Source organism: Faecalibacterium sp. I4-3-84, assembly GCF_023347255.1.
In the GTDB taxonomy this organism is placed as follows: Bacteria; Bacillota; Clostridia; order Oscillospirales; family Ruminococcaceae; genus Faecalibacterium; species Faecalibacterium taiwanense.
On record NZ_CP094466.1, the window covers coordinates 1,916,759 to 1,934,779 of the forward strand.

At 59.9% G+C, this 18,021-nt stretch carries 18 protein-coding genes; 6 read left to right on the forward strand and 12 right to left on the reverse strand.

What is annotated here, in order from left to right; genetic code table 11:
- The 9 genes from aroF to MTP41_RS09445 form a co-directional block, all read right to left on the reverse strand.
- Positions 1-1,017, reverse strand: a complete 1,017-nt coding sequence (aroF, locus tag MTP41_RS09405) for a 3-deoxy-7-phosphoheptulonate synthase (protein WP_097781196.1) — start codon at positions 1,015-1,017, stop codon at positions 1-3.
- A 21-nt stretch (positions 1,018-1,038) separates the two neighbouring features.
- Positions 1,039-1,503 (reverse strand): type II 3-dehydroquinate dehydratase, encoded by a 465-nt coding sequence (locus tag MTP41_RS09410; RefSeq protein WP_005943518.1) that lies wholly within the window; start codon positions 1,501-1,503, stop codon positions 1,039-1,041.
- Complete coding sequence (locus MTP41_RS09415) at positions 1,484-2,746, reverse strand: shikimate kinase (RefSeq protein ID WP_249235399.1); 1,263 nt, start codon at positions 2,744-2,746, stop codon at positions 1,484-1,486. Before MTP41_RS09415 ends, MTP41_RS09410 begins: the two co-directional genes overlap by 20 nt.
- 1 nt (position 2,747) lies before the next feature.
- Positions 2,748-3,893, reverse strand: a complete 1,146-nt coding sequence (gene aroC, locus MTP41_RS09420; RefSeq protein WP_097781198.1) for a chorismate synthase — start codon at positions 3,891-3,893, stop codon at positions 2,748-2,750.
- A 3-nt stretch (positions 3,894-3,896) separates the two neighbouring features.
- Complete coding sequence (gene aroB, locus MTP41_RS09425; protein WP_097774639.1) at positions 3,897-4,940, reverse strand: 3-dehydroquinate synthase; 1,044 nt, start codon at positions 4,938-4,940, stop codon at positions 3,897-3,899.
- Positions 4,937-6,007 (reverse strand): bifunctional chorismate mutase/prephenate dehydratase, encoded by a 1,071-nt coding sequence (locus tag MTP41_RS09430; RefSeq protein WP_120020030.1) that lies wholly within the window; start codon positions 6,005-6,007, stop codon positions 4,937-4,939. Before MTP41_RS09430 ends, aroB begins: the two co-directional genes overlap by 4 nt.
- 303 nt (positions 6,008-6,310) lie before the next feature.
- The gene (locus tag MTP41_RS09435; RefSeq protein ID WP_005943509.1) at positions 6,311-6,490 is read right to left on the reverse strand and encodes a hypothetical protein; all 180 of its coding nucleotides are present in this window, start codon (positions 6,488-6,490) and stop codon (positions 6,311-6,313) included.
- A 3-nt stretch (positions 6,491-6,493) separates the two neighbouring features.
- A complete protein-coding gene (locus MTP41_RS09440; protein ID WP_249235400.1) occupies positions 6,494-7,246 on the reverse strand; it encodes a hypothetical protein in 753 nt (250 codons plus the stop codon).
- 25 nt (positions 7,247-7,271) lie between these two features.
- A complete protein-coding gene (locus MTP41_RS09445) occupies positions 7,272-7,997 on the reverse strand; it encodes a lysophospholipid acyltransferase family protein (RefSeq protein ID WP_154260572.1) in 726 nt (241 codons plus the stop codon).
- Positions 7,998-8,217: 220 nt separating this feature from the next.
- Here MTP41_RS09445 and MTP41_RS09450 point away from each other — a divergent pair, with 220 nt between their 5' ends.
- The 6 genes from MTP41_RS09450 to MTP41_RS09475 all read left to right on the forward strand — a co-directional run bounded on the left by MTP41_RS09450 (position 8,218) and on the right by MTP41_RS09475 (position 15,181).
- Positions 8,218-9,060 (forward strand): DUF624 domain-containing protein, encoded by an 843-nt coding sequence (locus MTP41_RS09450; RefSeq protein WP_097781200.1) that lies wholly within the window; start codon positions 8,218-8,220, stop codon positions 9,058-9,060.
- Positions 9,061-9,090: 30 nt separating this feature from the next.
- A complete protein-coding gene (locus MTP41_RS09455; RefSeq protein WP_005943502.1) occupies positions 9,091-10,455 on the forward strand; it encodes a hypothetical protein in 1,365 nt (454 codons plus the stop codon).
- 54 nt (positions 10,456-10,509) lie between these two features.
- The gene (locus tag MTP41_RS09460; RefSeq protein ID WP_097774644.1) at positions 10,510-11,115 is read left to right on the forward strand and encodes a cytidylate kinase-like family protein; all 606 of its coding nucleotides are present in this window, start codon (positions 10,510-10,512) and stop codon (positions 11,113-11,115) included.
- 329 nt (positions 11,116-11,444) lie between these two features.
- The gene (locus MTP41_RS09465; RefSeq protein WP_097776951.1) at positions 11,445-12,839 is read left to right on the forward strand and encodes an MATE family efflux transporter; all 1,395 of its coding nucleotides are present in this window, start codon (positions 11,445-11,447) and stop codon (positions 12,837-12,839) included.
- Between the two features lie 44 nt (positions 12,840-12,883).
- The gene (locus MTP41_RS09470) at positions 12,884-13,588 is read left to right on the forward strand and encodes an HdeD family acid-resistance protein (RefSeq protein ID WP_097774646.1); all 705 of its coding nucleotides are present in this window, start codon (positions 12,884-12,886) and stop codon (positions 13,586-13,588) included.
- A gap of 186 nt (positions 13,589-13,774) precedes the next feature.
- Entirely contained in the window at positions 13,775-15,181 is a 1,407-nt protein-coding gene (locus MTP41_RS09475) for an NAD(P)/FAD-dependent oxidoreductase (protein ID WP_005943497.1), read from the forward strand.
- 66 nt (positions 15,182-15,247) lie between these two features.
- Here the strand turns inward: MTP41_RS09475 and MTP41_RS09480 are convergent, their stop codons facing one another.
- The 3 genes from MTP41_RS09480 to MTP41_RS09490 form a co-directional block, all read right to left on the reverse strand.
- Entirely contained in the window at positions 15,248-15,724 is a 477-nt protein-coding gene (locus MTP41_RS09480) for a peptidylprolyl isomerase (protein WP_005943496.1), read from the reverse strand.
- 128 nt (positions 15,725-15,852) lie between these two features.
- Positions 15,853-16,656 (reverse strand): TIGR03915 family putative DNA repair protein, encoded by an 804-nt coding sequence (locus tag MTP41_RS09485; RefSeq protein ID WP_005943494.1) that lies wholly within the window; start codon positions 16,654-16,656, stop codon positions 15,853-15,855.
- The gene (locus MTP41_RS09490; protein WP_044953876.1) at positions 16,635-17,993 is read right to left on the reverse strand and encodes a putative DNA modification/repair radical SAM protein; all 1,359 of its coding nucleotides are present in this window, start codon (positions 17,991-17,993) and stop codon (positions 16,635-16,637) included. Before MTP41_RS09490 ends, MTP41_RS09485 begins: the two co-directional genes overlap by 22 nt.
- Between the last annotated feature and the right edge of the window lie 28 nt (positions 17,994-18,021).

Here is an 18,021-nt window from a genome sequence, read left to right on the forward strand (position 1 = left end):
TTACATATCCCGGCCAATGGCCCATGCCACCTGACGGCACTTTGCCATGGCCTGTGCGAAGGAATCCGGGGTCAGGCACTGTGCGCCGTCGCTCCATGCGTGCTGCGGGTCGTAGTGGACCTCCACTTCCAGACCGTCGGCACCGGCGGCCACGGCAGCGATCATCATAGGCTCGACCAGATTGGCCTTGCCGGTGGCGTGGCTGGGGTCCACGATGATGGGCAGGTGGGTCTTTTCGTGGATGATGGGCACTGCAGAGAGATCGAGGGTGTTGCGGGTGTACTTCTCGAAGGTACGGATGCCGCGCTCGCACAGAATGACCTGCTCGTTGCCGCCGGCCATGATATACTCGGCGCTCATGATCCACTCCTCAATGGTGTTGCACAGGCCGCGCTTGAGCAGCACGGGCTTGTGCATCTTGCCAACGGCCTTGAGCAGCTGGAAGTTCTGCATGTTGCGGGCACCGATCTGCACCACGTCCACGTACTCCTCAAACTCGGGGATGCGGTCCTCGCTCATCAGCTCGGAGACGATGGGCATGCCGGTGGCCTCGCGGGCCTTTACCATATCCAGAATGCCCTCGGTCTCAAGGCCCTGGAAGGAGTAGGGAGAGGTGCGGGGCTTGTAGGCACCGCCGCGGAACAGGGTGGCACCGCCGGCCTTGACGCCCTGTGCAATGCGCAGAGCCTGCTCTGCACCCTCGATGCTGCAGGGGCCTGCCATGACGGCGATCTTTTCCTTGCCGCCGATCTTCACGCCGCCGCAGTCGATCACGGAATCTGCCGGGTGGAACAGGCGGTTTGCACGCTTATAGGGCGCGGACACGCGGGTAACGTTGTCGATCCACGGGTTTGCCAGCACGTCGCGTTCGTCGATCTTGGTGGTGTCGCCCACAAGACCGAACACGTTGTAGTCCTTTCCGGTGATCAGGGTCACGTCCAGACCCTGCTTCTCGAATTTGTCAACGATCTTTTCCAGTTCGTCCTTCGGAGTCCCTTTTTTGGTGGAGATGATCATGGTGATAATTTCCTTTCGTTTTTACATCACGATATGCGCCTTGCTGGAGCCGTCGGTGCGCAGCAGCTGGGCCAGATAAATGCAGGCGTGCAGGTAGCCCTGCGGGCCTTCGCCGATGAAGTGGCCCTGACAGCCAAAGGACACCACGTCCGTCTTGCGGAAAGGCTCCCGCTCGTCCGGGGCGTGCAGCATCACTTCCACGGCGGGTACGCCGCACAGGCGCAGCGCATCCAGAATGGCCACGCTGTAGTGGGCGTAGGCCCCGGGGTTCAGCACGATGCCGTCCACCCGGCCCGCTGCGGCCTGGATTTCGTCCACAAGGTCGCCCTCGTGGTTCGTTTGGCAGCAGTCGGTCTCGATGCCCAGCTGTTCGCAGCCTGCCTGCACATAGTCCATGATGGCGTTATAATCCAGCTCACCGGGTACGCCCGGCTCCGACCAGCGCATGATGTTGAGGTTCGGGCCGTTAAGAATCAAAAATTTCATCCAGTGCCTCCATGGCGGCATGCAGGGCATCGTCCAGCGTGCCGTTGTTGGGAATGACGGCATCTGCCGCTGCCAGATACAGCGGACGGCGCTGTGCTTCCATCTGGCGCAGGGCGTCCATACTGGAAGAAAGCGGCCTGCCGCCGCCCACGGCCAACGCATCCACCGGCCGGTCGATGAACAGAATGACACCGTTCTGGTGCAGAGCACGCAGATTCTCCGGCTTTTTTACAATGCCGCCGCCGCAGGAAATGAGCTGTCGGCCCTCTTTGCCAAAGCGCTGTGTTTCGGCAGTTTCCTTTGTGCGGAAGCCGTCCTCGCCCTCGGCTGCAAAGATATCCGGGATGCTGCGGCCATCGGTCTTTACGATCTCCTCATCCAGATCCACAAAGGTACGGCCAAGGCTCTTTGCCAGCATCCTGCCGAGGGTGGTCTTGCCGGAAGAGGGCATCCCGATCAGGGCAATGTTCAGCATATCCCGGCGCAGTGCGGCAGTGATGCGCCGAATTTCAACCGGCGCATCCTCAAACTTGCGGTCCAGAAAATATTCTGCGGCATACACCGCCTGCGCCACCAGCATTTCAAGGCCGCCCACAGCCACCGGCACGCCCGCTTCCTCGGCGCGGAGGATGAGCTCGGTCTTGTCGGGGTTGTACACCACATCCACTACAGCCTCGAGGTCCGGCATGGCGGCAACGTCCAGATTGTACACGCCTACATTGGGGTACATGCCCGCCGGGGTGGTGTTGATCACGATCTGCGCCCCGCTGGAAACGGCCTCTGCATAGCTCAGTTCGCCCTTTTCCGGGTCCGGATGGCGGCTGACGGTGAGCACCTTTGCCGCGCCCTTGTCCCGGGCCACAGCGCTGGTGGTGTTGTGGGTGCCGCCGGTGCCCAGAATAACCACCGTTTTGCCTGCAAAGCTCACGCCGTGGGCGTCGCACAGGTGGGCAAAGCCCATATAATCGGTGTTATAGCCGTAGAGCAGGCCGTTTTTGTTCACCACCGTGTTCACCGCCCCGATGGCCTTGGCCCGCGGGTCGATGTAGGAGCAGTATTCCATCACCAGCTTTTTATAGGGGATGGTCACATTGATGGCCTTGAACTGCCGCTTTGCCAGAAAGGCCCGGGCCTCTTCCTCGGTGGGCAGAGGGCACAGGTCGTAGTGGTAGCCGCAGAGCATCTCGTGGATGATCTTGGAGTAGGAGTGGCCGAGTTTTGCGCCGATGAGTCCGTATTCCATTTTACTCGTCCTCCTTCCGGAAGCTGGTGGGGTGGGTCATCCAAGCCTCGCCGTAGCGTGCCGTGAGCAGGTCGCCCACAGCCAGTGCGGCGGCGCAGGTCTGCACGATGGCGGCTCTGGGCACGATGCAGGGGTCGTGACGGCCCTGAATGGACAGCTGTGCGTCCTTTTTGGCAAGATAGTCTACTGTATCCTGCTGCTTGTAGATGCTGGGTGTGGGTTTGACCACGGTGCGGAACACCACCGGCATCCCGTTGGCGATGCCGCCGTTGATGCCCGCATTGTGGTTGGTGGCAGTGACGACTGCTCCCTCCGGCGTCATGCGGAAGGCATCGTTTGCTTCGGAGCCGCGCATCCCGGCAAAGCCGAAGCCGGTGCCGAACTCAATGCCCTTGACGGCGGGGACGGAGAACACCAGATGTGCGATCTCGCTTTCCACGCTGTCAAAATAGGGCTCACCGATGCCTGCCGGCAGGCCGAGGATGGCGGTTTCCAGCATCCCGCCCACGCTGTCGCCCTCCGCACCGGCGGCACGGATGGCGGCTTTCATGGGTTCTTCTACGGTTTCATCCAGCACCGCAAAGCCCTCGGGCTTGCTGGCAAGGGCTTCCACCTGAGCAGAGAGCTGTGCGGCATCATCCTGTGCAAAGCGGGTGTCCGCAATGCCAGCGCACTCTGCGATATGGGTGGTGATGTCGATGCCCGCACGGCGCAGTGCGCTCAGCACAATGGCACCGCCCGCCACAAGGGCGGCCGTCACCCGGCCGGAGAAGTGCCCGCCGCCACGCGCATCCTGAAAGCCGTGGTACTTGGCGTAGGCGGTGTAGTCTGCATGGCCGGGGCGCAGAAGGTCTGCGGTCTTGGCGTAATCGCCGCTGCGGGTGTTGGTGTTTTCGATCATCAGGGCAATGGCGGTGCCGGTGGTGCGGCCGTTCACCACGCCGGACAGCAGCTGCACGGCATCCGCTTCCACCCGGGGAGTGGACAGGCCGTCGCCCCGGGCGCGGCGCTTGTCCATGCAGGCGGCAAGAAAAGTCTCGTCCACCGGCAGGCCTGCGGCCATGCCGTCCAGCACCGCGCCGATGGCGCGGCCGTGGCTCTCGCCGAAAATGGTCAGCGAAAGGTCGCTGCCGAATGTATTTTTCATGGCTTACTCCTCAATGCCCAGCAGGGGACGCAGGCCCTCCACCGGGATGGTCTCGGCGCGCCAGCAGCCCAGACCCGGCACCTTGATAATGGTGATCTGGCCGCTCTGTGCCTTTTTGTCGTGCAGCATTTCAGCCAGCACCTTTTCCTTATCGTAAGTAGTGCGGGTGGGCAGACCAAGGCGGCGGTACACCGCGCGCACCCGCTTCTGCAGTGCCTTGGATTCGATCATGGGCAGCATGCCCAGCGCCACGCACTCGCCGTGGTAAAGGCCCACGGTGCGGCGGCCCTTGATGCCCTTGACGGCCTCGATGCCGTGGCCGATAGTGTGGCCGAAGTTCAGGGCCTTGCGCATGCCCTGCTCAGTCTCGTCCTGCTCCACGATGTTCTTCTTGAACCGCAGGCTGCGGCAGATGATCTCGCCGATCTGGGCATCCACGTCGCCATTTTCAAAGATCGCGAACAGCTCGGGGTCTGCCAGCAGGCTTGCCTTGACGGCTTCTGCCAGACCGTTGATGAAGTGACGGCGGGGTAGAGTGGCAAGGGTGTCCGGGTCCACGATGACCAGCTTGGGCTGCCAGAAGGCGCCCACGATGTTTTTGGTATCGCCCAGATCCACGGCGGTCTTGCCGCCGATGGAGGAATCGATCATGGAAAGGGTGGTGGTGGGGCAGTTGATGAAGTCGATGCCCCGCATGTAGATGGAAGCGGCAAAACCGGCCAGATCGCCCACCACGCCGCCGCCTACGGCGATCACCAGATCACCGCGGCCCATGCCGAATTCCAGCATCTGCTTGAGGACGGATTCCAGAATTTTAAAGCTCTTGCTGGCTTCGCCCTGCGGCACCGTGATGATGTGGGCATCCTTGCACTGGTCGGCCACCATCTGGGCGTACTGTGCGGGCACACCACTGTCGGTCACAACGGCCACACGGCGGTCCAGCCGGGCGAACTGGTACAGGTTTTCCAGCGAGCCGCTCTTGACGATGATGTCATAGCTGCGCTCGCCCAGATTCATGGTCAGCTTGGTTCCGATAAATTCACTCATTTGGTATACACTCCTAACAGCCGCACGGTACGGCAGGTGCGGTCAAGCTCACGCAGCAGCGCGGCGGTCTCGTCGGCGGTGGGGTCACCCACCAGCTCCACGTAAAAATAATATTCAAACGGCACATGAGGCATGGGCCGACTCTTGATGGACTCCATATTGAAGCCGCTGGCACCGATGATCTGGATCACCTCGCCCAGCTTGCCGGGTTTGTTGTCCACCGTGAACAGCAGCGAGAACCGGTTGCCGCCGGTAGGCTTTTCGCGGCTGAGCACGATAAAGCGGGTGGTGTTGTCGCCGTCGGTGTTGATGCTGGGCACCAGCACCTCCAGCCCGTACAGTGCCGCCGTCTCCACGCTTGCAATGGCCGCTTTGGAGGAGTCGCCGCTTTCGGCCACGAACTTTGCGGCCATGGCGGTGTTGGCCATGGCGGTGGCGGGCAGGCCGAACTGCCTTAAAAAGGTCTCGCTCTGGGCGATGGCCTGCTGGTGGCTGTAGACGCTTTTGATCTGGTCGAGCTTTGTGCCCGGCAGCACCAGCAGGTTCTGGGAGATGGGCAGATCGTACACATCCACCACCCACAGCGCCGGGTGATTGTAGCACAGATCCAGCACGGCAGAAACATCGCCCGCATGGCTGTTCTCAAAGGGAACGACGCCCCGGGCAGCATCGCCGCGTTCCACCGCGTCAAACACCTCGTCCCAGGTGGGATAGCTCACAGCCTCGGCGTGGGGGAACAGCGCCCGGAGGGCAATGTGAGCAAAAGCGCCCTCCACGCCCTGATAGGCGGCGCGGTTTTGGCCCAGCACCACGGCTTCGTACTGCTTTGCCACGTCCATCAGGTTCTGCACGTGGTCTTTATAGTAGGGCCGCAGGGCCGGGTCCTGAATGCGGGCCGCAGCCTTTTCCAGCACTGCCGTCTCGCGGGCGGCATCGTAAACGGGCAGGCCATGGGCTCTTTTGTATTCGGCCACCTGCAGCACAGCAGCCATCCGCCGCTCAAACAGCGCAGCCAGCTGGGCATCCACCGTGTCGATCTCGGCGCGTGCCTGTTCCAGTGCGTCCATGGGTTCACATCCTTTTGCATGTATGATAAATACCATCAAGATAATAGATACCCAGTAAGTATACCATAACTGGGACGGAGAAACAACAAAACCTCCGGCGTTTCAAAGGGGAGAATATTTCAAATCAGATATGTGTAAAAAGAACAAAATAGAAAACGAACTCCCTCAGTCAAACCCTTGCGGGTTTGCCAGCTCCCTCAAAGAGGGAGCCGCTGACAAAGCGGAAAAGTTTCCGGCTCTGCCAAGGGCCCCATCCCCGAGGGGGCTGTCGCCGAAGGCGACTGGGGGAGTTCTATTTGCATATTATCTGTTTTTCAGCAGCTCTTCCCTGCTGCGGGCTTTGCCGTAATATCTCCCATAGGGATTATCCAGCGCCTGTGCAAGGGAGACCGGCTTTTCCGGCTCTGGCCTTTGCACCGGCTTTGCTGTGCGGTCAAATGTGAACCCGGCGGCAGGCCCGCCGCGCTTTACCCGGAACCGCATGGCTCAGCCCTCTGCAGTGGCGGTAGAAACAGCCCCGGCGGTCAGCTTGTTCCACAGTTCTTCGCCGCCCTCAAGCAGGTCGGCGGAGTCCTTGTTCCATGCGCCGCGGATGCCGATATAGTACCGGCTCATCAGCTCCTGACTGGAGCCGCTTTCGCTCTGCACAGCATCAGAAGCGTAATCGCCCAGATCAAGGCCCGCCAGCACCGGGCAGTCGGTCCAGCGGTAGACCATGTTCCACCAGTCACTGTCTGCGTCGGACTGCGGCAGGCTGCCGTCGAGGTAGCGCAGGGTGCCGGTGGTCTTCTGGAAGCCTGCGGGGTCGTACAGGATGAAGATGGAACTCAGCGCGCCCTGAATGTCGGTGGAAAGTTTGGTGGTGCCTGCCATGTCAAGGTAGGCGTCCGAGTCCTCGTTGCCAAAGTCCATGGTGTAGAGGTTCAGCTTTACCACCACCTTGCCGTCACCGTTCCGGTCTTCGCCGTAGGCGGCAAGGGCGTCCTGCAGGGCGGTCTGGGTGGCTTCCGGCAGGTAGTGGGGTGCCACAACGGCCACGTTATAGTCTGCATGGACGGTAAAGAAATACTGCCCGATGAAGTTGTAGCCGAAGAACACCACGATGATGCCGATGATGATGACCCACTTGAGGTTATAATCCCACCAGTTGGCCCAGCGTTCCTTGCGGGTGTACTGGCGCTGTTTGCGGGGCTGGAGGTCTTTGGGGTCGATATCGCGTTCGTAACGGTAGCTTGCCATGGGGCAGTTCCCTCCAAGTTCTGATTTACAGCTGTGCCAGAATGGCCTGACGCACAGCGTCCGGCAGCTGCTTCTGCTCGGCCTTGCTCATGCCTGCAGTCCGGATGGGCGGCAGCACCTTGATATGCACGCTGCCCGGATGGCACAGGTTGCCATTGTTCTCGAACAGGGCACGTGCACCGGTAATGGCCACCGGAACCACCGGTGCGCCGGTCTTGACGGCAATGCGGAATGCACCGGCCTTGAACTCACCGGCACCGCCCTCTTCCCCTTTGTAGCGGGTGCCCTCCGGGAAAATGACGAAGCTCTTGCCGCTCTCCACAATGGCAGTGGCGTCGTTCAGGGCGCGCACGGATGCCCGCAGGTCGTCGCGCTGCACGAACACGCAGCCCAGCAGCTTCATCCAGCGGTTCAGCAGCGGGATCTTTTCCAGCTCTTCCTTGGCAAGGATGCCGTGGGGCTTATCCAGACTGGCCAGCAAAAGCGGGATGTCGTAGTAGCTGCGGTGGTTGCCCACGAACACGCAGGCCGTATCTTTGGGGATATTCTCAAGGCCCTCCACGCTCAGGAAAACGCCGGTCACCTTTAAAATGCCCCGGCTCCAGTGCGGGATATGCTTGTTGACAAGTTCTTCCACCAGCTGCATGTCGCCTGCAGCTAGAGCGCGTTCCGCCCGGCGCAGCACGCCATAATGGACGATCATATAACCAAATAAGTAGATAAACATCGCAATCGTGCGAAAAATGCTCATTGCGTTTTCCTCCCTCCGGCAAAATATGCCATTGTCATTGTATCACACTTTTTGTAAAAAGGGGAGAAATAACACTTTTTTTACAAATCGGAGGATCTGCGGTCTTGCAAAATTGACAAAATGCGGGTATATTTATAGTTGTAAAGCCAGCACAATGGCACTTTCTGCACGAAATGCTTTCTGCCGGCCCAATGGATGAAGAGAGAGGTACCATACGAACATGGGTTTATTTCCTTCCGCAAATGACTTCAAGGCCGGTAAGGGCGTTGAAAAGGATGCTCCCCGCAAGACCGGCGTGGGCCGTTTTTTTGAGCTTGTGGGCCGTGATATGAACGGCATGTTCCTTGCAAACCTGCTGGCCTGCATCGGCTTTCTGCCGGTGATCTGTCTGGTGTACATCGGCTTTCTGGCAAACAGCCTGCCTGTCATGCTGGCAAGCGCGGTGGTAGGCGGCATTCTGGCCGGGCCTGCGCTGGCCGGCATGTACGATACCGTGCTGCGTGCCCTGCGTGACGAAGCCGGTTACTGGTGGGTGACCTATCGCCGTGCCTTCAAGCGCAACTTCAAGGCCAGCATTGCGCCGGGCATCTTCTACTGTGTGGTGGTCACGGCGCAGATCTTCCTTGTGTATTTCTGCTTCAATATGCTGAGCAAGGGCACCAATGTGGGCGTGCCGCTGTGGGTGGCCACGGTGCTGAACCTGCTCATCTTCCAGATGCTGTTCGCCTACATGTGGCCGCAGGTGGTGCTGCTGGATCAGCCCTTCAGCCTGACCGTGAAAAACAGCATCAACTGCATGATCGCGTTCCTGCCCCACGCACTGGCGGCGGCCATCGTGCAGATCCTGTTCTGGGGCGTGGTGATCCTGTGCATGCCGCTGGGCCTGCTGCTCATGCTGATCTTCGGCTTCTGGTTCGTGACCGAAGTATCCTGCCAGATCATCTACGGCGATATTGAAAAGGTGTTCCACATTGAGGAGAGCATCCGCAAAATGAAGGATGCCGAGCTGGAAGCCGCCCTCCAAGAGGATTACGGCGAAAGAACCGACGACACCGAAGAGTAAATTTGAACTTCCGCAAAGGAGGGGTGCTCCATGGAACAACGGAATAATCTGGTTTTGCAGGGCACCGAGACCTTCTCCCGCGGGCAGCTGGACAATGTGGCACTGGACGGCGGTGCACTGGTGCTGGACAGCGTGGCGGGCCGCTGCCTGCAATACGGCAGCTACACCACGCCGGAATTTGCCATGCCGGCCTTCTGCAACCTGAATGTCAGCTGGAACGCCTTTGCGCCCCACAACACCATGGTGGAGGTGCGCTGCCGGGTATATGCCGGAGGAAACTGGACCGGCTGGATGAGCTTTGGCAAGTGGGCGCCGGGCTACCCCCGCTGCAGCTGCAATTCCCAGAGTGACGACGGCATGATCTTCCTCATGGGCGATACCGTGACCGTGGCAACGCCCGGCGGCGGCACCGGCGTGCAGCTGCAGGTGAACCTTTCCACCAACGATGACAAGGTCTCGCCCGCAGTGCGCCTGCTGGCCGCGGCAGTGCGGCCGCTGGCGTGGGAAAAGCACAACGGCCACCCGCTGAACCGGCAGCTCTATCTGCCGGAATACTGCCTTTCCGCCCACGATCCCAGCTTTGGCCGCACCATGGATCTGCCGCTGGTCATGGCGGCACTGATGAACTGCTGGGGCGAGGATGTCCTGCCCGAAGAAGTGGCCTATGTGATGGAGGACATGGCCCACAGCACCACCGCCAATGCGGCCTTTGCGGCTGCTGCCGCCGGCTGCTGCGGCTACCCCTGCTGGCAGGCATGGATGGACCTTGCCGACCTGCGTGCCCAGATCCACGATGACTGCTGTGTGGCAGTGCAGGTGGAGCGGCGCATCCGCGGCCAGCGGGACCCGGTGCGGGTCTGGATGGGCCTGCGCGGCTTTGGCCACGACGATGCCGTAATGGCAGATTATGTGCTGCTGAACGACCCCACCGCAGATTCCAACGGCGCAGTGAACTGCACCATGGCGCTGGTGGACTTTATGCGTTACTTTACCGGGCGCGCCATCGCCCTGCGGGCAAAACCCCGCGATGTTGCCGCCAACCGTCCGCTGCGAATGCGCTGCGAGCTGGTGCCCGGCGAGACGGCAGACGTTTACTATTTTGAGCAGCGCGGCGTGAAGGACCCGCTGCCGGAGGGCTTTTCCGGCTGGGTGGCCTGTGCGTGCCACGACGGTGTGGCCCACGCCACCACCGCCCACCGCAGCTTCTGCCGGATGGAGCGCACGCCGGAGGGCGGCATCCGCTTCCCGGAAAAGATCATGGCCGCAGGCTGCCGCTGCAGCGTGTATGCAGTGGACCAGACCGGTGCCATGCGCGTGGCGGAGGTGCGGCTGCCAAAGCCGCGCCCCACGCCGGAGCAACCTGTTTCCCAGGCACAGGAAAAGCCGGCGGAATGACCGGCCCGACCCAAAGCCTTTGGGCTATAGATCAAGACATAGGAGGAACACATTATGGCAAAGACGATCATCACTTTGGGACGTGAATACTGCACGGGCGGCCGCTACATCGCTGAAGATGTGGCAAATGCGCTGGGCATCAAGCTTTACGACAAAGAGCTGATCACCATGGCAGCAAAGCACTCCGGTCTTTCGGAAGAAGCTGTTGCCGCCAGTGAAAAACGGCATACTCACAGCCTGCTGTACAGTCTGTACACCATGGGCAATGAGCTGCCGCTGGGCGATCAGGTGTTCATTCTTCAGAGCCGCATCATCAAGCAGCTGGCCGAGGAAGGCCCCTGCGTGATCCTGGGCCGCTGCGGCGACTATGTGCTGCGTGAGCGCAAGGATGTGCTGCGCGTGTTCGTGTACGCCCCCAAGGAGTGGCGGCTGGAATACGCAAAGACCAATCCTCTGGTCAAGGCCAAGGACGAAAAGGGCATCAAGGACGAGGTGGAAAAGACCGACCGCAACCGTTCTGCCTACTACAACTACTACACCCAGAACCGCTGGGGTGATGCCCACAACTATGATCTGGCCATCAACGCTGCTCTGGGCCGCGAGACCTGCGTGAAGATGATCCTGGACGCAGCCGCCGCCAAGGAGAAGAACCTTGGCTGACCGCCCGGGCACTTCAAAATAAAACAACGATGATTCGTGGGTAGGGTGCTTTTGCACCCTGCCCACGTTTCGGGCAACGGCGACTGTTTTACTCCTTCAGTCACGGCTCCCGCCGTGCCAGCTCCCTCGGAGAGGGAGCCTTTGGCAGTATAATGAAGTTTCTGATTTTGCCAATGCCTCCCTCATTGAGAAAGACTTCCCCCGGCCGGGGGAAGATGTCACGCAGGTGACAAAAAGGGGAGCGGTGGCATCGCGCAGCGATGACGGAAGGAGTTATTCGGCAGCGGCCTTGCCATATCACCTGAATCCCAATGTAAAAAGGAGCAAACGTGGAAACAAAGCAACCCCAAACCTCTCCCGCCCAAACGCGGGAAAACATTATGGGCACCATGGAGATCAACCCTCTGCTGGTCAAGCTGAGCGTGCCCATGATGATCTCCATGCTGGTGCAGGCGCTTTACAACGTGGTGGACTCGGTGTTCGTGTCCCATGTGAGTGAAAGCGCCCTCACCGCTGTGTCCCTCGCCTTCTCGCTGCAGAATGTGATGATCGCTGTGGGCGTGGGCACCGGCGTAGGCGTGAACGCCATGCTGTCCAAGAGTCTGGGCGAAAAGAACCAGAGCCGCGCCAATGCCACGGCGAAAAACGGCATCTTTCTTTCACTGTGCAGCTTCGTGGTGTTCCTCGTCATTGGCCTTACCTGCATGAAGCCCTATTTCTATGCACAGACCAGTGATGCGGCTATTGCGCAGCAGGGCATCCAGTATCTTTCGGTGTGCTGCATCTTCAGCCTGGGCCTTTTCACCCAGACCATGGGCGAAAAGCTGCTGGCCGCTACCGGCCGCACCTACCTGAGCATGATCAGTCAGCTGGTGGGTGCAGTGGTGAACATCATTCTGGACCCCATTTTCATCTTTGGTTACTGCGGTGAGGCCCTCAGTGGTACCACCGGTGCGGCTGTGGCAACGGTCATCGGCCAGTTCTGCGGCGCAGGCATGACCCTGTTCTTCAACCTGAACAGGAACCCGGATATCCAGATCGGCTTCAAGGGCTTCCGCCCCAGTGCAAAGGCCATTGGCCGCATCTACACGGTGGGCCTGCCCAGCATTGCCATGCAGTGCGTGGGCAGCCTGATGACCTTTGGCATGAACCTGATCCTCATGAGCTTCTCGGCCACGGCGGTGGCGGTGTTCGGTGTGTACTTCAAGCTGCAGAGCTTCGTGTTCATGCCCATCTTTGGCTTGAATAACGGCATGGTGCCCATCATCAGCTACAACTACGGTGCCCGCAGACCGGACCGCGTGAAAAAAACCATCATGCTGGCAGTCTGCTATGCCGAGTGCATCATGCTCATTGGTTTCTGCATCTTCCAGTTCGCGCCGGATAAGGTGCTGGGCATCTTTGCAGCCAGTGATGCCATGCTGGACATTGGCATCCCGGCCATGCGCATCATCTGCCTGCATTTCCTGTTGGCGGGTGCCAGCATCGTGCTCAGCTCGGTGTTTCAGGCACTGGGCAACGGTGTGTTCAGCCTGATTGTTTCGGTCTGCCGTCAGCTGTTCGTGCTGCTGCCGGCCGCATGGCTGCTGGCACAGACCGGCAATGTCAACAATGTCTGGTGGGCCTTCCTCATCGCTGAGATCGTCAGTGTCCTGCTGAGCCTTGGCTTCTACGCCCGCATCAACAAAAACATCATTGCCCCCATGTATTCCCCTGCCGAATGAGGGCGTGAAAAACTGTCCCTGCAAAGGAAAGGAACGTGATCTCTATGGTAAAAAAGCTCAAATGGAATCTGGTGCTCATGAGTGCGCTGTATCTGGGTCTGGGCGTTTTTCTGCTCATGAAGCCCACCACGGCCCTGAACATCGTGTGCTATGCGCTGGGCGCTGTGGTGCTGGCCTGCGCGGCGGTGCAGCTCATCCGCTATTTTGTGGTGGAACGCGGTGTGTTCCAGAGCCAGCTCACCCTGATCTCCGGCATCATCTGTCTGGCATTGGGTGCGTTCCTGATCCTGCGCAGCGACATCGTGGTGAGTATCCTGCCCATCGTGTTCGGCCTGTTCGTGATCTTTGACAGCATCAGTCGTGTGCAGAACGCACTGGACCTGCGCCGCTGCGGCTATTCCAGCTGGAAGAGCTTTCTGCTGCTGCCGGTGCTCAGCGTGGTGCTGGGCGTTATCATGATCCTGAACCCCTTCGGCACCATGGAAACGCTGGTCATGGCCATTGGCATCATCCTGATCGTGGAGGGTTCCATCAACCTGCTCAGCGCCCTGTACACGGTGCTGGCCGTGCGCCGTTTTGCCAAGCTGCACCCGGAGACTCAGTCCATGCTGGAGTCCCTGACCGGTGAAGACCTGAACGGCGACGGCGTGGTCGCCCCGGATGTGACCCGCACCGATGCCGAAGCCAGCGCTGTGGAGCTGGATGAGGTGGACGAGAGCGCCACTGTAGAACAGGAGAACGAGAAATAAGGAAACTCCTCCAGTCTGCTTCGCAGACAGCCCCCTCTGGGATGGGGCCTCTGGCCAAACCGGAGACTTTTCCGTTTCCGCGGAAGTTTGCCGGAATGCCAAAGGCTCCCTCAATGAGGGAGCTGGCAAACCCGAAGGGTTTGACGGAAGAAGTTCGCAATCAAAACAGCAAAGGATAAAAGAGAAATGGAAAAGTATGATCTGATCATTGTCGGTGCCGGCCCGGCTGGCATTTTTACCGCTGTGGAGCTGCTGCGCCACGGCAGCAAAAAGAAGATGCTGCTGGTGGAAAAGGGCAAGCCCGTGGAAAAGCGCCACTGCCCCAAAGCCGAAGTGGGCCACTGTGTCAACTGCCGCCCCACCTGCGCCATCACCACCGGCTTTTCCGGTGCAGGTGCCTTCTCGGATGGCAAGCTGAGCCTCTCCTATGAGGTGGGCGGCGACCTGCCCGCCCTGATCGGAGAGGAGTTTGCACAGGAGCTGATCGACTACACCGACAAGATCTATCTTGAGTTCGGCGCAGACCCCCATGTGGAGGGCATCTATACCGGCGAGGAGATCAAGGAGATCCGCAAGAACGCCATCCATGCCGGCCTGAAGCTGGTGGACTGCCCGATCCGCCATCTGGGCACAGAGAAGGCGCAGCAGCTGTATCTGGCCATCCAGAACTATCTGGCCGACAACGGCGTGGAGATGCTGTTCAATACCGAGTGCGAGAACATCATCCTTGAGAACGAGGAGTGCAAGGGCGTGCTGCTGAAGGACGGCGATCAGGTCCGGCCTGTGTATGCGGATACCGTGGTCATTGGCACCGGCCGCCGCGGTGCGGACTGGCTGGAAAAGATCTGCGCCGAGCATCACATCGCCCATAAGCCCGGCACCGTGGACATCGGTGTGCGCGTGGAGTGCCGCAACGAGGTCATGGAAAAGGTGAACAAGGTGCTGTATGAGTCCAAGCTTATCGGCTACCCCAAGCCCTGGAAGAACAAGGTGCGCACCTTCTGCCAGAACCCCGGCGGCTTTGTGGCGCAGGAAAACTACGACAACGATCTTGCCGTGGTCAACGGTCACAGCTTCAAGGAGAAAAAGAGCGAGAACACCAACCTTGCGATTCTGGTCTCCCACAACTTTACCGAGCCGTTCAACCAGCCCATTGCCTACGCACAGAAGGTGGGCGAGCTGACCAACATGCTGGGCGCAGGCCACATCATGGTGCAGCGCTACGGCGACATTCTGGACGGCAAGCGCACCTGGCAGAAGGAGTTGGCCCAGTCCAACGTGAAGCCCACCCTGAAGGATGCCGTGGCAGGCGACATTACCGCCGCCATGCCCTACCGCGCCATGACCAACATCATTGAGTTCATCAAGATGCTGGATATGGTGGTGCCCGGCTTTGCCGCCAACGAGACCCTGCTGTACAGCCCGGAGCTGAAGTTCTACTCCAACAAGGTGAAGATGGACGAGAACCTTGACACCAACATCAAGGGCCTGCACTGTCTGGGCGACTCCTCCGGCTGGACCCGCGGCCTGATGATGGCTTCGGTCATGGGCGTGCTCATGGGCCGCAAGCTGGCCGAAAAGGAAGGCTGCTAAAAACAAGCATCAACGAAAACAAAAATCCCGGCACCGTAAGGTGTCGGGATTTTTTAGGTTTAAAAATCAGCCCTCAATGAGCTCCACAGTCTTCATCTTGACCGGGGTGGTGGGCTTATCGTTCCAGTCGGTGCGGACAGCTGCGATCTTATCCACAACATCCATGCCTGCAACCACCTTGCCAAAGGCAGCGTACTGGCCGTCCAGATGAGGTGCATCCTGATGCATGATGAAGAACTGGCTGCCTGCGCTGTTGGGGTTCATGGCGCGTGCCATGCTGATCACGCCGCGGGTGTGCTTGAGCGGATTGTTCACGCCGTTTGCAGCAAACTCGCCCTTGATGTTCCAGCCGGGGCCGCCGGTGCCGTTGCCCAGCGGGCAGCCGCCCTGAATCATAAAGCCGGGGATCACGCGGTGGAAGGTCAGGCCGTTGTAAAAGCCCTCGCTGACCAGCTTCTTAAAATTCTCACAGGTGATAGGAGCGGCTTCTTCGTTCAGCTCGATATCGATGATGCCGCCGTCTTCCATAGTAATGCGAACCATAACGCTACAATACTCCTTTTGTGTTGCCCCGCAGCAGTGCGGGAGTGTTCGGCAGAAGGCCTGCCGGATATCTCTTATAGTATACCATAGGTTTTGGGGGTTGCAACGCCGCAGATGCAACGTTTTTGTTAAAATTCATCTTTCATCTCCACCATATCGGCCCAAAAGCGCTTGGGGCAGTGGGTCATGCGGCATTTTTCGTTGTGGCGGGCCTTGATCTCCAGCGTTTGGTAGAACTGCTTCCACAATGCCTGAAACTGCTGCTCCCGCTCGCTGGGCGGCGGCAGCTCCAGCGGTGCAGCCAGCTCCAGCAGCCGGGCCTTGTGGTCCTCCTGCAGCAGCACAGCCTGATGCACCGCATCGTAGATCATAAAGTTCTCTTCCGGGAACCGTCCGCAAAAGTGGGGCCGCAGCAGCGGCAGGATGTAGTTTTTGGGGTGGATGACGGCACCCAGCATCCCGTCGTGCTCCTCAAACCGCACAAAGCCCTGAAACTTGTCCACTTCCCAGTCAAGGCTTTTCTTCATCTCATACAGCGGGGCCACGTCCGGGTGGCCGGTGCGCTTCACGGTGCCGGGGCCGAGGGCGAAGGCCAGATGCAGAAAGCGGATGAGCAGCAGCTCTTTGTCCTCCCGCCCGGAGAGGAAATCCCGGCTGACGAGATACTCTGTCTCGGGGCCAAGCTTTCTGCCAAAGCTGGCAAACACCCGCTGAGCCTTGGCGTGGTCGGTGGGAATGTCCTTGACCGGGTACAGGGTGGAAGTTTCCCGCTGGGGTGTCCACACCGCAAAGGGGATCTCGTGCTGGGCAAAGCTCTCGAACACGCAGCACAGAAAGCCTTCAAAGCTGCTGTCGTAGAGATAGACCACATCCGCATCGTGGAGCCTGCGGGCTTTCTGAACTTGAACATTTACAGCGCCTTCGCCAGACATTGCACTGCCTCCTCCCGCACCATGCGCATGGCTGCGCGCGGTGCCACGCCCTGCGTGATCAGATCGTCCACCGCAGGCGGCGTGAACAGACTGAGCTGTTCGCAGCTGCCGCCGAACACGTTGGGGTCGATGAGCGCCTGCGTGATGCGCTCCCGCCCGGCGGTGCCGCGGCCCGGGTGCGCACCCGCAAAACCCTTGCAGGTGATGAAATACTGTGCCCGCTTGAGCACCACGCCCATGCGCTTCAGCTCGTCCAGCCCAAGGCTGGAAAGCTTGCGCGCGTGCCAGATGCGCCGGGCGCTTTTGGGGCCGATGCCCGGCACACGCAGCAGCATTTCAAAGGGCGCGCGGTTCACATCTACCGGAAAAAGCCCGTAGTGCTGCACGGCCCAGTTGCATTTTGGGTCGAGGTAGGGATTGAAGCTCTGGTTGGCTTCATCCAGAATTTCGTCTGCCTTGAACTGGTAAAACCGCAGCAGCCAGTCAGCCTGATACAGCCGGTGCTCCCGCAAAAGCGGGGGTTTGGTGTCCAGCGCAGGCAGGCGGGTGTCCTCGGCTACCGGGATGTAGGCGGAGTAGAACACCCGTTTCAGACTGTACTTCTGGTACATGCCCTCAGTGAGCTTTAAAATGTGGTAGTCCGTCTCCGGCGAAGCGCCCACGATCATCTGGGTGCTCTGTCCGGCGGGTGCAAACTTTGGCGCATGGCGGTAGACGGTCAGCTCCTGTTTGCTCTGCGCGCCGGAAACTGCGATCTGCTTCATGGGCCGGAAAATGGAGTGCCGCCCTTTGTCCGGGGCCAGCAGGTTCAGGCTCTGCTCACTGGGCAGCTCCACATTCACGCTCAGGCGGTCGGCCAGATATCCCAGCTGCTGCAGCAGTTCCGGGCTTGTGCCGGGGATGGCCTTGGCGTGGATGTAGCCCCCAAAGCGGTATTCGCCCCGCAGCAGCCGCAGGGCGGCCAGCATCCGTTCGGTGGTGTAGTCCGGCGTGCCCAGCACCGCGCTGGAAAGGAACAACCCTTCAATGTAGTTGCGGCGGTAAAACTCCACGGTCAGCTCGGCCAGCTCCCGGGGCGTGAAGGTGGCACGGGGGATATCGTTGGACTTACGGTTGACGCAATAGCTGCAGTCGAAGGCACAGCAGTTGGTCATGAGAACCTTTAAAAGGCTTACACAGCGGCCGTCGGCGGTAAAGGCGTGGCAGCAGCCCGGCGCATAGCAGCTGCCAAGAATGCCTGCCCGCGCGGTGCGGGATGCGCCGCTGGAGGTGCAGGCTACATCATATTTGGCGCTGTCCGCCAGAATGGTCAGCTTGTCCATTAAAGTCTGTTCCATTGGGTTTACCTCAAAAAGGGTATAAAAT

Excerpts from the sequence above, each read along its gene's own strand:
- MTP41_RS09475 (WP_005943497.1), top strand. The coding sequence starts at position 13,775 with ATGGAAAAGTATGATCTGATCATTGTCGGTGCCGGCCCGGCTGGCATT.
- MTP41_RS09410 (WP_005943518.1), bottom strand. The coding sequence starts at position 1,503 with ATGAAATTTTTGATTCTTAACGGCCCGAACCTCAACATCATGCGCTGG.
- MTP41_RS09455 (WP_005943502.1), top strand. The coding sequence starts at position 9,091 with ATGGAACAACGGAATAATCTGGTTTTGCAGGGCACCGAGACCTTCTCC.
- MTP41_RS09430 (WP_120020030.1), bottom strand. The coding sequence starts at position 6,007 with ATGGACGCACTGGAACAGGCACGCGCCGAGATCGACACGGTGGATGCC.
- MTP41_RS09480 (WP_005943496.1), bottom strand. The coding sequence starts at position 15,724 with ATGGTTCGCATTACTATGGAAGACGGCGGCATCATCGATATCGAGCTG.
- MTP41_RS09445 (WP_154260572.1), bottom strand. The coding sequence starts at position 7,997 with ATGAGCATTTTTCGCACGATTGCGATGTTTATCTACTTATTTGGTTAT.
- MTP41_RS09440 (WP_249235400.1), bottom strand. The coding sequence starts at position 7,246 with ATGGCAAGCTACCGTTACGAACGCGATATCGACCCCAAAGACCTCCAG.
- MTP41_RS09435 (WP_005943509.1), bottom strand. The coding sequence starts at position 6,490 with ATGCGGTTCCGGGTAAAGCGCGGCGGGCCTGCCGCCGGGTTCACATTT.
- MTP41_RS09415 (WP_249235399.1), bottom strand. The coding sequence starts at position 2,746 with ATGGAATACGGACTCATCGGCGCAAAACTCGGCCACTCCTACTCCAAG.
- aroC (WP_097781198.1), bottom strand. The coding sequence starts at position 3,893 with ATGAAAAATACATTCGGCAGCGACCTTTCGCTGACCATTTTCGGCGAG.
- MTP41_RS09460 (WP_097774644.1), top strand. The coding sequence starts at position 10,510 with ATGGCAAAGACGATCATCACTTTGGGACGTGAATACTGCACGGGCGGC.
- aroB (WP_097774639.1), bottom strand. The coding sequence starts at position 4,940 with ATGAGTGAATTTATCGGAACCAAGCTGACCATGAATCTGGGCGAGCGC.
- MTP41_RS09490 (WP_044953876.1), bottom strand. The coding sequence starts at position 17,993 with ATGGAACAGACTTTAATGGACAAGCTGACCATTCTGGCGGACAGCGCC.
- MTP41_RS09470 (WP_097774646.1), top strand. The coding sequence starts at position 12,884 with ATGGTAAAAAAGCTCAAATGGAATCTGGTGCTCATGAGTGCGCTGTAT.
- MTP41_RS09450 (WP_097781200.1), top strand. The coding sequence starts at position 8,218 with ATGGGTTTATTTCCTTCCGCAAATGACTTCAAGGCCGGTAAGGGCGTT.
- MTP41_RS09485 (WP_005943494.1), bottom strand. The coding sequence starts at position 16,656 with ATGTCTGGCGAAGGCGCTGTAAATGTTCAAGTTCAGAAAGCCCGCAGG.
- aroF (WP_097781196.1), bottom strand. The coding sequence starts at position 1,017 with ATGATCATCTCCACCAAAAAAGGGACTCCGAAGGACGAACTGGAAAAG.